At 44.1% G+C, this 14,303-nt stretch carries 13 protein-coding genes and 1 pseudogene; 10 read left to right on the top strand and 4 right to left on the bottom strand.

The features are described 5' to 3' along the window. Positions 1–271: 271 nt before the first annotated feature. Positions 272–509: pseudogene (locus tag E4N69_RS12180) on the bottom strand (hypothetical protein); the annotation flags it as partial. Between the two features lie 63 nt (positions 510–572). Beyond that, positions 573–788, bottom strand: coding sequence for a hypothetical protein (locus tag E4N69_RS12175; protein ID WP_253714634.1), 216 nt, complete (start codon positions 786–788; stop codon positions 573–575). A gap of 128 nt (positions 789–916) precedes the next feature. Here E4N69_RS12175 and E4N69_RS12170 point away from each other — a divergent pair, with 128 nt between their 5' ends. The 7 genes from E4N69_RS12170 to E4N69_RS12140 all read left to right on the top strand — a co-directional run bounded on the left by E4N69_RS12170 (position 917) and on the right by E4N69_RS12140 (position 7,531). Beyond that, positions 917–2,098 (top strand): cadherin-like beta sandwich domain-containing protein, encoded by a 1,182-nt coding sequence (locus tag E4N69_RS12170; RefSeq protein ID WP_253823997.1) that lies wholly within the window; start codon positions 917–919, stop codon positions 2,096–2,098. 102 nt (positions 2,099–2,200) lie between these two features. After that, positions 2,201–3,166, top strand: a complete 966-nt coding sequence (locus E4N69_RS12165) for a DUF5018 domain-containing protein (RefSeq protein WP_253823996.1) — start codon at positions 2,201–2,203, stop codon at positions 3,164–3,166. A gap of 66 nt (positions 3,167–3,232) precedes the next feature. Continuing rightward, the gene (locus tag E4N69_RS12160; protein ID WP_253823995.1) at positions 3,233–3,802 is read left to right on the top strand and encodes a hypothetical protein; all 570 of its coding nucleotides are present in this window, start codon (positions 3,233–3,235) and stop codon (positions 3,800–3,802) included. Positions 3,803–3,904: 102 nt separating this feature from the next. After that, on the top strand, positions 3,905–4,768 hold the full coding sequence (locus E4N69_RS12155) for a hypothetical protein (protein ID WP_253823994.1): 864 nt from the start codon (positions 3,905–3,907) through the stop codon (positions 4,766–4,768). Between the two features lie 182 nt (positions 4,769–4,950). Further along, positions 4,951–5,883, top strand: coding sequence for an ABC transporter permease (locus tag E4N69_RS12150; RefSeq protein WP_253714631.1), 933 nt, complete (start codon positions 4,951–4,953; stop codon positions 5,881–5,883). Positions 5,884–5,900: 17 nt separating this feature from the next. Next, on the top strand, positions 5,901–6,785 hold the full coding sequence (locus tag E4N69_RS12145) for a hypothetical protein (RefSeq protein WP_253823993.1): 885 nt from the start codon (positions 5,901–5,903) through the stop codon (positions 6,783–6,785). Then, positions 6,782–7,531 carry a YfcE family phosphodiesterase gene (locus tag E4N69_RS12140; protein WP_253823992.1) on the top strand — a complete coding sequence of 250 codons (750 nt, stop codon included), beginning with the start codon at positions 6,782–6,784 and terminating at the stop codon, positions 7,529–7,531. The genes E4N69_RS12145 and E4N69_RS12140 overlap by 4 nt, the downstream gene beginning before the upstream one ends. A gap of 172 nt (positions 7,532–7,703) precedes the next feature. Here the strand turns inward: E4N69_RS12140 and E4N69_RS12135 are convergent, their stop codons facing one another. Further along, positions 7,704–9,434 (bottom strand): malolactic enzyme, encoded by a 1,731-nt coding sequence (locus E4N69_RS12135; protein WP_253823991.1) that lies wholly within the window; start codon positions 9,432–9,434, stop codon positions 7,704–7,706. Positions 9,435–9,904: 470 nt separating this feature from the next. Between E4N69_RS12135 and E4N69_RS12130 the strand changes: the two genes are divergently transcribed. Further along, on the top strand, positions 9,905–10,936 hold the full coding sequence (locus tag E4N69_RS12130; RefSeq protein ID WP_253714628.1) for a PTS sugar transporter subunit IIC: 1,032 nt from the start codon (positions 9,905–9,907) through the stop codon (positions 10,934–10,936). 8 nt (positions 10,937–10,944) lie between these two features. On the opposite strand, the gene E4N69_RS12125 is transcribed toward E4N69_RS12130, so the two are convergent. Then, a complete protein-coding gene (locus E4N69_RS12125; protein WP_253823990.1) occupies positions 10,945–11,979 on the bottom strand; it encodes a hypothetical protein in 1,035 nt (344 codons plus the stop codon). A 232-nt stretch (positions 11,980–12,211) separates the two neighbouring features. Between E4N69_RS12125 and coaD the strand changes: the two genes are divergently transcribed. Both coaD and E4N69_RS12115 read left to right on the top strand, forming a co-directional pair. Next, positions 12,212–12,697 (top strand): pantetheine-phosphate adenylyltransferase, encoded by a 486-nt coding sequence (coaD, locus tag E4N69_RS12120; protein WP_162664606.1) that lies wholly within the window; start codon positions 12,212–12,214, stop codon positions 12,695–12,697. Positions 12,698–12,998: 301 nt separating this feature from the next. After that, entirely contained in the window at positions 12,999–14,051 is a 1,053-nt protein-coding gene (locus E4N69_RS12115) for an IS110 family RNA-guided transposase (RefSeq protein ID WP_253823989.1), read from the top strand. Positions 14,052–14,303 lie beyond the last annotated feature (252 nt).

Raw genomic sequence — 14,303 nt, 5'->3', positions numbered from 1 at the left:
CAATATAATCTTTTTCGTATCTTTTGCAAATATGCGGGTATCTGCGTTGTCGCTTAACAAAAAACAGTCCTCGGCGTACAGCAAGTACGCCTGCGGGTGTTTTTTGTACGCTCCTAGCATCTACTCGGCCTATTTGCAAAAGGCTAACGGAAAGGCTTTTTTCGAAAAGTCTGGTTCAGCAGCGGCATGGATGCCGCTGGTTCTAGCAGCAGCGATGTTTTGCCGAATGGCAAAACTCGTGTTTTCCGATAGACACGGACGTCTATCGAAAAACACATTTCAATGTCGTAGGATGTACCGTCTTCATCTTTTACCAGTACATCAAGACGGACGGTTTTTGCGCCTGAATTGGTCGTAACCGTATTCTGAGACGAAAGATACGTGATTTTATCGATCTGTGCACTAAAGAGCATTTCAAGAAACGGCCGGCACAGCGATTCGTGTTCCATGACTTTACAAAACATAAAGTCATCAGCAAAGGTAAGTTCTTCAAAGGGTTTTCTAGTCATTCATACCTCCTACAGTCCTTATGCGACTTTTGGAGGAAAATGGCTTGAAAAATGGCGCAATTCTTAGTTAATTGCTTTTACTTCTTCTTGCGAGAGTCCGACAATTTTGCAAATATCGCCAAGCGGATAGCCCATAGCAAGCATTGTCTTTGCCGTTTCAAGCGCTTTTTGGCGGGAGCCGTGAGCCTCCCCTTCAACAAGGCCGAACGATTTGCCTTCAGCAATGCCGACCTTTCTTCCGTCGTACCGTGCACCTCGTTCACGCGTATTTACTAACATATATGCCCTCCGCACGAATAAAAATTTTTTTGCTCTTTATCAAAAAAAGAACTTGCATAAAACCGCAAAAATGTTATACTTCCTTTACTAGTTAGCTTAAACTAACTAAAATCATAAGGAGTTTCAAAATGAAAACTATGTCTAAAAGTGCAAAAAAGTTTTTTGCTGCAGCTGCTTGCATGGGTATGCTGCTCGTCTGTTTTGCGGGTTGTAACCAGCTAAATGGGGGGGGGGCGACCGAACAGCAAAACCCTAATAATCCTAGCAACTCGCAAAAGTCTTCCAAAAAACAGCTGTTAGAGTTTAAATTGGAAAAAGCAAACAATGCCGATGTCGGATTGAGCAAAGACGTAAAAGGACGCGTTAACGAAAAAAATTATAGCGTAACGATAGAAGTTCCTGCAGGAACAGATAAAACAAAACTGAAAGCTTCCTTCAAAATAAGCGACAAAGCAAAGCTCTTTATCGGTACGGTCGAACAGAAAAGCGGCGAAACCGTAAACGATTTTTCCAATATTACAGATGGCGTAAAACTTACCGTAAAAGCGGAAGACGGAACAACGCAAGAATACACTGTCAAAGTATATGTCGAAATAAGAATTCGTACATTCGGCTTTAAACAAATGGATAATACGCAGCTTCCCGGTGATGTAACCGCTGCTTATTGTGGTTTCTTAGGAGGGCGGGGTGTAATTATAATAAAACTCCCTGTAGGGACAACGGAAGAGTCTCTTAAAACACTTAAGCCGTCTTTTGGGACTTCTCCGGATGTAGAGTTGTTTGTTAAAGATACGAAATTAGAAAATGGAATGACACCTGTTGATTTTTCGGAGATAGTAGATGGCACTACGACGGAAAAATCATGGGGCGCGACGATTGTAGCCAAAGCGAGTGACGGTGGCACACTCACATACACTGCCGTTGTAGAAGTCGACTTAGAGCAAGCTCCCAAAACAGAAGTGGAAAAATATTTCGGCTCGTATAAGGGTGTGATACCGGGATTAGGCGAGGTTATGATAGTGCTGGCATGGGATAAAATTACCCTCTATTCATCGCAGATGAGCATGTATTACCAAAACATGGAATGGGAAAAAATGGCCGACGGCAAGTACACCTGTACGGCATATACAAAAAACAAACCCAAAGTTAAAGGTATGTTCGGTAAATCCAATTATACTTTTATTGAAGAAACTGGTGGTGTCATTAAGGTAACGGGGGCTATTATGGGAAGACCTGTGACAGCAACAAAACAGACGACCGATTTTGTCTGGACTCCGGAATGCGGATATAAAAAAGCAAATCCTATGTAAAAAGCTTGGCATTATCAAAAAAAGGCTTGTATAAAATTATAAAAGTAATATGCCATCGAATATAGTTAGCCTATGCTAACTAAAACTATAAGGAGTTTCAAAATGAAAACTATGTCTAAAAGTGCAAAAAAGTTTTTTGCCGCAGCTGTTTGTATGAGTATGCTGCTCATTGTTTTTGTAGGCTGTAACCAGGCCAATGGGGGAGCAACCGAACAGAAAAAGCCTACCGAACAGCAAAAACCTAATAATCCGCAAAAGCCGGGTGAGCAGCCGAAATCTGCCGAAAAGAGGATTCTTACATTCCTGTTTTTAAAGGAGGATAATAAAAGCTTTACAGAGCCAGGGGCGCTTGGTACGATCGACGAACTTTCTAAAACGATAGGTGTGATACTGCCGAACGGTATTGATATCACAAAATTAAAAGCCCGGTTTCTTTTGAGCGACGGTGCAAAAGCATCTGTAAATGGAAAAGCGCAAGAAAGCGGTAAAACGGAAAACGATTTTTCCAATCCTGTAAGTTACACGATAACAGCTGAAAATGGATCCACACAAATATACACAGTACGAGTTACAGTTGCTCCTGCAAAACCGGATGTCCCCGAAGGAATTACCGAAAAAGAATTCTCCGAGCTGACACCGGATCAGCAAAAGGAAATTAAGAGTTTATACGGCTATTATTGGGCAGGCGACGGCACAAGAAATGAGTGTCCTGCAATTAATGCAGGCAGACTTGCCGTGTATTCAAATAGTAAGCGCATGAGTATGGGCTTTACGAACCTGCGCTGGAGCAATGCTTCGCCTTCGACATGGGTATGTTTTTCGTATGGTGAAAATGACGAAGATTTCGAAACGAAAAGAATTGTCTTTACATTTATGAAAGATAACGACGGTACGATATGGCTTTGGGATACGATTGTGGCGATGAATGGGACGTATGGACCATATGTAAAAGGCAAAGATCCCGATAAGTTTGAAGAAAGCGGTGGAACATATTACACCTATGATAAAGCTACGTATGATAAAGAGCCTAAGAAGTCGCCCAAAATGTTTGAGCCGGCATTAAAATAAACATAGCATTTTCGCAGTAAGGTTTAAGCGATAGTTTATTCGTGCCGTCGGTAATAAGGAGGAAAAATGAAAAACAACAGACTGGTTGCCTTGATATGTATATCGATACTTTCCATTGTTCTCGCCGGGTGTCGTACCCCTGCAGATAATGAAAAATCAAAAACACCTGCCGGTTATGCCGAGAAGTTTGTGCCGGATGATATCAGTGACAACGAGTTATCCGCTTTACCGGCGGTTCAAAAAGCTGAAGTTGAGAAATTATACGGCTGTTATTGGAACAATAAAAAAGATAACTGTATTAAAATCGGAGAGAACGGACTTATATCCTACTCAACCGTTATGAGTTTTAGTTATACGAACGTACGGTGGGCTAAAAACTCAGATACATGGATATGCTTTTCGTACCATGCCGACAATTATGATTATACTCAGGACGGCAGAAGAGTTGTTTTAAAATTTGTAAAAGACAGTGACGGCATTAAACTCTGGCAGTATGTTGTGCCGATGAAGCAAAAATCGGGTTCTTTTATAAAAGGTAAAATGGTTGAAGAGATTATAGAAGGCGGTAAAAAAGCTTATGTATACGATAAAGCCGATTCTTCTGCTCCCAAAATGCTTGAGCCTAAGAGTATCTAAGTGGATTTTCTCATCTGTACGGTATATCTCTGCAGATGAGAATGTAAGGTAATAAGCAAGGCAAAAATAACTGCGGCCTTATTTTTTATAGGAGATTATTGAATGAAAGTGGATATAAAAAAATATACAGCTATTAGTATAGTTGTTTGCATTGCAGTTGCGGCAATCCTACTAAGCGGCTGTGACAATTTGACTGGCAACAAATCAGTAGAAAAAGTTGTAAAATCTTCAGAGAAGAATCTTACATCGTTTGTATTTAAACAAAGCAATAACGAGTGGCTGAGTGCGGATATCGTCGGCATCATAGATGAGGCATCACACTCAGTACGCATAACGGTACCCGAAGCTGCATATAAACAGACAGATCCTGTAAAAAAGGGGAAGAAAAAATTTAAGGCAAGTTTTACGGTAAGCCCAAAAGCAAAACTGTATAAAGGTACGGCAGAACAACAAAGCGATGTAATGGAAGAGTTGTTTATTAAAGACAGAGCGTATAAAGTTGTTGCCGAAGACGGTTCGTCACAAATATATACAGTGTATATAAAGGTCGAATATGAAACGCCGGCGGTAGATCCTTCCGATGCCGAAACAATAAAGAAATTTTGTGGTTCGTACTTCGGGAAGCTTGATTTTGATCATCATTTTTATGATATATGTGTTGTTTACGACCAAGAAAAATTGTCCAGCTATTCTCAGGCGATGAGCGCAGTATATACAAACATACAATGGGAGAAAGTGTCCGGAACCGAATGGATTTGCAGAACATATCGTAAAGAGGATTTTGGACGGAAAAAGAAAAACGCAAGGAATACCCTAACGTTTAAGCTCGGTGCGGACGGTAAAGTCACCTGTAAACTAGTCGTAAACGCGATGGAGAATGCTCCCAGTGACGAGATGGAAAAAGGCGCCGATTATATTTGGGCTCCCGATGATGGGAAAGGTTTTAAAAAGCCGGAGGAATCTTAAAATTCATCATCTGCTTGAAGGGAGTCTCTTAAAATTCTGCCGAATTTTGCGAGGCTCCCTTTGTATTTTTGCGAGCAAGCTGTCCATGCAGCGATGTAAAAACACTAAAAATTGACAAAACGCACTGCATCTCTTATAATCCACTTTCCGAGGTAGCACAATCGCAATTACGAGGAGTGAGCATGTCTGATATACCGCAAGATATTCAACAGCAATTACCGGTTCCGTACCGTCATAGTCCGGTAAAAAGCCCGTATCGGCGGTTGATTCAAAAATTCGGGAAAAGCAAGCGGGATTCCGAACCGGCGCGTCATGCCCGTCGTGCCTATAAGAATCTTAATAGCTCTTGGTTTTCTTCTACGGTATTGACCTTTGTGCTGCTGTTTTTGTTTTTACCTCTTGCGATTATCGCAGTGTTTTCTTTTAACGAAGGCAAGGCGATTGTATGGTCGGGCTTTTCGCTCAAATGGTATGCCGCACTTTTCTTGGAATCCGAAAAATTATGGACTTCATTTTGGCACAGCATACTTATTGCCTTTGTTTCCGCATTTTGTTCCGTTGTTATTGGTACCTTTGCAGGGCTCGGTGTACAGTGGTACCGGTTCCGGGGTAGAGGGTATGTGCAAGCGGTAAGTATTCTTCCGATGGTGCTGCCGGAAGTTGTTATCGGTATGTCTACGCTGATTTTCTTTTCGGCAATCAACATACCGCTCGGCTTTCTTTCAATTATTATTGCACATATTACCTTCTGTTTGCCCTTTGTGTTTTTGCTGGTACTCGCACGCCTTGAAGAATTCGATTTTTCAATTGTCGAAGCCGCACACGACCTCGGTGCAACGGAGCGGCAGACCTTATTTAAAGTGGTGATCCCGGCGATTTTCCCGGCCATTTTATCCGGTTTTTTTATGTCGGTTACCCTGTCGCTTGAAGACTTTGTAATTACTTTTTTTGTGTCAGGCCCCGGTTCTACAACGCTGCCGCTCTATGTTTTTTCGATGGTGCGGTACGGTATTTCGCCGGTGATCAACGCGCTTTCCCTTATCATGATTTTAGGGACAATGTTGATTGCTTTTATTTTGCGTAATTTTTTAAAAGGAATCGCAGCCTCAAATTAAATGCTGCGGATTTGATTATGAGAAAAAATACTGAGATATCCTCCCCGGTTGCAGTGCATCCCGCATATCTGCGGAGCGAGGGGGCATTGCGCCGCTTCTTGAGGCAAACTATTATCCGTACCGGTTTCATAATTTTAATTGCTGCCATAATCGCCTTTGCTGTTTCCTGCGGCGAGAAAAGCGGTTCATACGGGCAATCTCATCAAAAAAAAGAATTGAACCATAGACTTCTCTTTGTGCTGGGAAAGGATTTTTATCAATATTCAGACCTTTTTACTTATCTTTCGAAAATCTATGATTCGGAGAGCCTAAAGGCAAATCTGCATATTTTAAGCTACAGCGATATGACCGCTAAGACAAAACAGCCGCGGCTTTCGATGATCACCGAACGGCTTGCGGCACAACCTGTTGAAGCGCTCATTTCTATCGGCATTCCCGAAGGCGGCGCCCGCATACTGCGTATCGCTAAAGAAAAATACCCTGACTTGCATATTTTTTCCCTGTTGCCGGTAGAAGAGATTTTGCCGCTCGAAGCCTACAGCGATGTCGTTGTGGACTTTGAACTGCCCGACTCGTTTGCAAAGGCCGACAGGGCGGTGGATATCCCCGCACATGATGTACAGACGCTGGTGCTCTGTGCCGTAACCGCTGTAGAACAAATCGATGAGTTGCCGGAACAGGAGCCGTTCCCGCGGTTTGCGCGGGCAGTTGCAACAACGGTCGACGTATTAAAAAGGCAGGGAATAGCGGCATGGGGCGGTATACCGTATGTGCTGCAGCCCTATAAAGACCCTGAACTGAATATCCGTTCATATAATTATCTTATTTTGACGTCGCCTTCGACCGGCGGGCGGGCAGATAGCGAAGAACTGGAAATGAGCGCCGTAGGGGAAAAACAATGAACCGTTTTACCTGCTGCGAGAATGGCGTTATTGCGGACGGGGCTTTCTGTAACCGGCTGCAGAAAGCGGATACCGCTTCCATTCTGCTGCTTTCCGACACGCACGGAGCAGTGGATGCAGTGCAGTGGATTCTATCGAATTTTAGCGAGGAATGCCAAGCTTGCCTTTTTGCCGGAGACGGCGCTCAGGATATCATAACCGTTGTGCGCGAAGCTACCACCGGCCTGATAACCGTTCCACCGGTTATTATTATGGCACAAGGAAATTGCGACAGCCAGCTCTATCCGCCGATTTTTCCCGACAGCGAAAACCCGAAGCCATTCGGGCTGCCGGTATATCAGCAAAAGACGATCGCAGGGCAGCATATTTTATTGGCGCACGGACATTTGCACCATGTTGAGCTTGACGGGCGTAAACTGAGCATGACAGCTGAAAGCCTCGGCTGCACAATCGCCGTACACGGACACACACATATACAAAGTATCGAAACTTTTGGCAGCGTTACGGCAATCAATCCCGGCAGCCCTTTGCGTCCCCGCGGTAAATCCTACGGAGGCTTTGCGCTTTTATCGCTCCGCACAGGGCAAGCGGGAAGCCCTGAAGATACAGCCACCGGAGACAGTTCAGTGACGGGGTTATTCAGCAAGGTGCAATTTTATCAGCTGATACGGGAATCCGACGGTGCTTTTTCTGCCTCCGCACACGCGGTCTATCCTATCCCGATACGCCAGAGTGCAGGGGATTAGTCCTTGGGCATGAATCAACACGGAGCTGTTCCAAAAAAGGACCCTCGATGGAGAGTGTCAGAGATTATCTTCTCCGCACGGATCAACATACCCCGACGCAAGCGTCGGGGTATTAACCACTCCCGTGTGCTCGTATAAGCCGCACTTGTATCAGCCTTGCCTTTCTCCTATTTTAATATTCCGGTTTCCAGATACAGTCTTTGACCGTTTTTTCTACATTATCCGTTGCAACACGGTTTAATTTTTGACGAACGGCACACGAAGCAACCGCGACGGCAACCGCTTCGGAAAATTCCGTTAGCCGTGCTACCGGTGGCAAAACCGCCGCGCCCGGTTTACCGGTTTCGATAAATGCACCAAGCGAGTGGGCGGCTGCAGAAATCATTTCATCGGTTACGAGTTTTGAATTTACCGCGATACTGCCTAAGCCCAATCCCGGATAAATCAGTGCATTGTTCGCCTGTCCGATTGTGTATGTAACGCCCTTGTATTCTACCGGATCGGCAGGAATTCCGGTTGCCACCATGGCGCGGCCGTCCGACCAATGAATCAAATCCGAAGCCGTAGCTTCCGCCAGTTCCGTTGGGTTACTGAGCGGGAAAATAATCGGGTGTTCGCACCATGATGCCATAGCGCGGACAATCTCTTCCGTAAAGGTTCCCGGTGTTGTTGATGTTCCTACTAGAATCGTCGGACGAATTGCCATCACCGCTTTTGTAAGCGAGGTGAGACTTGCCGCATCGGAAAATTCGCGACGTTTTCGCGCAAACGGTTTTTGCTCTGGCGTTAGATCGTCCATATCATCGAACAAAAGTCCTTGCTTATCAACCATATAAAAATGACTGCGAGCTTCGTCTTCAGAAAGCCCTTGGGCAACCATTTCTCTAAAAATACGATCGGTAATTCCGGCTCCGGCAGTTCCTGCTCCAAAGCACAGATATACCTGATCCGTAAGCTTTTGCCCGTTGATTTTCATAGCGCCGAGGATTCCCGCAAGCGTAATGATACCGGTTCCTTGGCAGTCATCATTGAATACGGGAAAAGTCTTCTGGTATGTTTGCAAAACCTTTGCGGCGTTCGATCTGCCGAAATCTTCAAAGTGGAGATATAAATCAGGAAACAATTTTTCCGCCGCTGTTACAAATCGATCGATGAAGCGGTAATATCTGTCGCCGTATATTCTCTTGTGGTGATTTCCGAGATAGAGCGGGTCATCAAGCAGTGTTTGCCTGTTTGTTCCGCAATCCAGTACAACCGGCAATACCGTTTGCGGATCAATTCCTGCGGCCGCAGTATAGACCATCAGTTTACCCACGGAGATGTCAACGCCATTTGTCCCCCAGTCGCCGATACCGAGAATTCCTTCCGCATCCGTCGCAACGATAAGTCTGATGTGTCTTCCGCCTGCGGCATGCCGAAGCGTCTCTTCGATTTGCTCCGGAGCATCAATCGACAAAAACGCTGCACCTTGTGTATCGACAAACTGTTCGCTGTACTGCTCAATACTTTCTGCAATAACCGGATCATAAACAATCGGCATTAGTTCAGCAATGTGTTCATGAAATACATAATAGAAAAGTCGCCGGTTGTGATTGAAGACATCCATAAGAAATCTTCTTTTTTCTATGCCGGAATTTTTTCGCTCCATCTGCCGGTAAATTCTATTTGCCTGTGTTTCAATATCGTCAATACACGGCGGAAGCAGCCCTTCCAGATGATATTTTTTTCTTTCTTCGGCAGAAAATGCTGTTCCCTTGTTCAAAAACGCATCATGGATAATGTCATACCCATATTTTTCCATAAAGGTTCCTCCATACTGTCCGTTTGCAGGATTGCGGATATCCTTCCAAATCTCAATGGAAACTCTCAAATGTACTTTTAGTACCGATACACAGTTTATCATGTTGTTATAAATTTTCTAGCTTAATCAATCAATTTTTTTGTCTATTGTCTCAACTTTTTTATTTTTGTATTATTATGCTTAATTTTTTTCTTCTGTAATAAGTTTCGTTATAATCGATCTATTCGATAACTGCGTTTCCGAATAGGTCTACGAGTTCTAAATCGTACAAATAGCACGATATGTGAACATCGCATTTATTGAACGGATATACATTCTGAATGCTTTCACTTCAGAGTAAGAAGCATCAGCATTTTTGAGTTTTGGGTATCTCTAAAAACTCGGTTAGATTTTTAGAGATACCCGACGAGTCTTTTTTGATAAGTCTTTACATTGTTATGACTTATCAAAAAAACATCGCAATCTAAATCTAAGGAAAACTTCTAAAAACGGAAGTTTTTAGAGGTTCCTTCTTGTAAAAAATAGTGCAGGGGATTAAACTCTCCGCACGAATAAGGGAGATTTGTCTTGATATGAACAAATTACAGTTTTTCTTAAAAAAGAAAGATATAGAGATTTCCGGTAAGCGGTATTTTATTGATGCAATGAGCGCAATGGCAATGGGACTTTTTTCATCCTTGCTTGTCGGAACAATCCTGAGAACCGTAGGGCAGCAGCTGCATATTACCTTTTTGACCGACACCATTTGGCCGATATGCCGCGATATGACGGGAGCCGCCATCGGTATTGCCGTTGCGCACTCGCTTAAAGCACACACCTTTGTCTTGTTCTCCGCCTCTATTGTCGGGTATGCCGGTAATATGTTCGGCGGTGCAGTCGGCGCTTTTATTTCGGCCATTGTCGGTACCGAGCTGGGGAAACTGGTTTCAAAAGAAACAAAGATCGACCTCATTGTGACGCCAATGGTAACCATTCTTTCCGGAAGCGTAATAGCCGTCTTTTTCGGGCCGTATATGTCTGCATGTATGAATTGGCTCGGCGGTGTTATTATGACAGCGACAACTCTGCGTCCGTTCCTGATGGGTATCTGCCTTGCGGTATTGGTTGGGATCATTCTTACGCTGCCGATCAGTAGCGCCGCGCTCTGTATGATGCTCTCTCTTTCGGGGCTTGCAGGAGGCGCGGCTGCGGCGGGATGCTGCGCTCAGATGATCGGCTTTGCGGTGATGAGCTATCGTGATAACGGATTTGGCGGCAGCTTTGCAGTCGGTATCGGTACCAGTATGCTCCACATGCCGAATATTATTAAGAATCCCCGAATATGGATACCGCCGATTGCCGCATCCGCCGTATTGGGGCCGGTTTCGACGATGCTGTTAAAAATGGAAAATACCCCTATCGGCTCCGGTATGGGAACTTGCGGATTAGTCGGCCAAATCGGCGCATTGACAGCGATGAGTGGAACCGGGCACAGCACCGCAAGCATCTACCTTTCTATCTTGTTGCTGCACATTATCGCTCCCGCCGTACTCACAATTCTTTTTACCGTGCCGTTGCGGAAAATCGGATGGATTAAAGACGGCGATTTAAAACTTGCGCTGTAACAGCCGTATTATGTATCGCTTAAGCCTTCTTCAAAAATAAATTGGATGTAGAGGTCTTCGAGTGTTCGCTTGGGGCCGGGGACTTGGAGTCTCCGGCGCGATTCGGCGTTGTTTTTCCGGTCAATAAAAGAAGCATAGAAGCCGCGCGGATCATCACTCGGAAATTCTCTTTTGAAGCCGAGTAGATTATATGCTTCGTCTCTGCTGAGGGCAGAAACTTTTCGTTCCTTCAAAATATTGCGGATAAAATTGATCTTTTCATAAGAGATACCGAATAAGAATTCTTCCAATGCTTGGCCGATTTCAGGGTCTGCCAATTTTGCAATCATAAACCGTTCCCACGATTCATCCAGCTCCATAGAAAGCAAAAAGAGTTCACTTACGCCAAGCATGGAACCGAAGTTCGGTGCAAGTTTATTCCGCGCTGCCCAAACCTTGTGCAAAACAGGGGCAAAGGATGATGAGTGTTCGTCCAGTCGATGCTCCCATAATTCCGTCAATAATTCCGCTATTTCTTTTCGTGTTTCATGCTGAAGATCGGCATTATCAAGGAGCATTGTATACACATCCTCGACCATGAGTGCAAACATAGAGCGCAATGTAATTCGTCGCAGCGCTTGGATATCTTTTTCTTCAAAAAAAGCGTTCATCGCTATTTTGGTGAGTGCGGAAAATGTCTGAAATTTTGCAATAAGAAAGCTTTTACCGAGAATAACCTTTGTCGGTAAAGTGAGCAAGCGTGAGGAAGGGGCGCTGCTGCAGAGTGTGTCTATTAATGTTTCTGTCGATCGGTGTTCTCCTGCAAGAACAGTGCTGCGTTGTATCGAAGGATAACGGGAGACAGCCATGGCCACTTGTTCTAATGTTGTAATACAGTTTGCAATGTTGCTCAGTACCCCGGGAGCATAAGCTTGTAAGCTTTTTAAGATCTGGTCGATTACGGCGTATTCGTCTTTATCGAATACTACAATATCGGCTGAATTGCTTCCATCTTCGGGTGTGTATGGCATTGAGAGCGTTGCAGACAAAGATGCATAAGTCATACGAAATCAGTATAACACAAAATCCGGATTCTGCCAAACATTTTCTTGACAGATACCAGGGTGACTGCACCGAAGCAAAAACTATTTGTAGTGCCAAAAGCTATTTACGACACAAAAACTATTTGCGGTTTACTTTTTTATGCGATACAATAGAATATCGAGCACCATTAAAAATTGGCCTTGAGCTTTTTGCGGTGTTCTATCGTTATAAAATAAAGGAATATGCTTCAGTATGGTAAAAGCTGTCTTTGCAGGTTCATTTGATCCTCCTACTTTCGGACATTTAAATATTATCGAGCGGGCGCAAAAGCTTTTTCCCGAAATTCATGTTGTTATTGCTGTAAATAAAAATAAGAATTATTGTTTTTCCGGCGAAGAACGATTGGATGTTATCCAGCAGCTAGTTTCTCGGTGGAATAATGTTTCCGTACATCTGTGGGATTCGCTGATTGTCGATTATGCAAAAAAAATTAAAGCGGATGTTCTGATCCGCGGCGTCAGGAATGATAATGACTTTTTATATGAATTCGATTTGGCAATGATGAACAAGAGCTTGAACCCGCAGATCGAAACGCTATTTTTGGTGCCTGATCCTAAATTTTTTGTGCTGCGATCCAGTTCAATTAAGGAGCTTGCGGCTTTCGGCGGTGATGTATCGACTATGGTGCCGCCGATTGTAGAAGCGATGCTGAAAAAGAAATTTTCACCCAAAAAATAGCGGAGAATAGCCAAAGAATGAACATCCGTGTTCATTCTTTGGCTACGAGATGATATGTTTTTAATTGCCGGGAAATGTGGTACCCTTATCCGACGGGATAAGGGGGCAGGCAGCAGGTTGACGCAAAACGTGAGGAAATCTTGAATAAAGACGAACCTCGGCTACGAGATTAACCTAAACCTGCTGCCGTAAATCAAAGAGCGGCCGCACCTCGTAGGTGCGTACCGCGAATAGGAGTTACGGTGAACTGCAAACCGGTAAAAGCTCCCTGTTCCCTATTTTATAACACAAGGAGTGTCGTATGCAAGGGACTGGAAGATGGATCGGATTGGATTTGAGCAAAGAAACGTATGAAATGTGTTACTTTGATCAGAAAGGAAAAGTTGGAAGATCAGGAGGAGAAACAACAAAGGCAGGAAGATCAAAACTGTACGCGAAATTGAAAGCGGAAGATATTGTCGCAATGGAAGTAAATAGTCTTGCGTTTGTGATGGAAAAAGAGATGAGAGTGATCGGCTGCACGGTAGTAATCTTAGATGCCTCACAGTTATCGATTATTTATTCTAGCACGAAGAAGACGGATAAAGAAGATGCATTAAAGCTTGCACGGTTGGTTAAGATATATGAAAAGGAAGATTTACCGATAGTGGATGTGCCGACAGAGAAGGAATACTATCGCCGCAAACTAACAAAAGAGTGCAAGACATTAAAAGACGACCGGACACAAGAGATCAACCGACTGCACGCGTTATTCTTACAGTGCGGAATAACGACGATGAAAAGGAGTAATTTGCAAACGGATGCAAATCGGCAAAAGGAACTTCCGCAGCTTTTTGGGTATGAATCAGGGCAGGCACAGCGGGTGTGTGAAAGGCTTACTCTATTGGAGGCACAAATAAAAGAGTTGGAGCAGACGATAACAAAGGAATGTAAGGCGGATAAAGATATCGAACGGCTGCAAACAATACCGGGGGTCGGAGATAAGACAGCGCTTGCTTTTACGGCTTATGTCGGAGATGGAAAGCGCTTTAACAATGGAGATGAAGTAGCAAATTATCTGGGCTTAGTGCCGCGGGTAGATTGTTCGGGGGCAATAAACCGATATGGGCATATAACGAAGAAGGGAAATAGGATTGTACGGGCGTTATTATATCAGGCGGCATGGGCTATAGTACGGAGTAAGCACGGGGGAGCGTTAAAGGCAAAATACTTTTATATGACGGAGCATGGGAAAGGAAAGAAGATATCGATAACGGCGATAGCACGAAAGATGGCAAAATTGTTGTATTTAGTAATGAAGAATAAACAGATGGTATATCAAGAACTGCCTTTCCCCGACTTACAAGCGGGATAAACCAGGCGTGTGAAACAAGGGATTACAGGGACGGGAGCGGTCAAGCAGAGAAAAAACTAAAAAGTTTTGCTTTTCTACTTGACAAAAAACATAGGAGAGTTTGCGAAGGCAAACTCGCTGCTGCTTATAACCCCGGACATCTCTGTCCGTTCTGAAACGTTGAGGATTTTCAGTAGCGGCACGGATGCCGCACGCATTAACCAGCAGCGATGTTTCAGCAGCGCCCGAAACTCTCGCCATCAAAAGTGTACA

The sequence above is a fragment of the Treponema sp. OMZ 906 genome (assembly GCF_024181185.1).
Lineage (GTDB): Bacteria > Spirochaetota > Spirochaetia > Treponematales > Treponemataceae > Treponema.
This window is presented reverse-complemented; position numbering and strand designations above follow the sequence as displayed.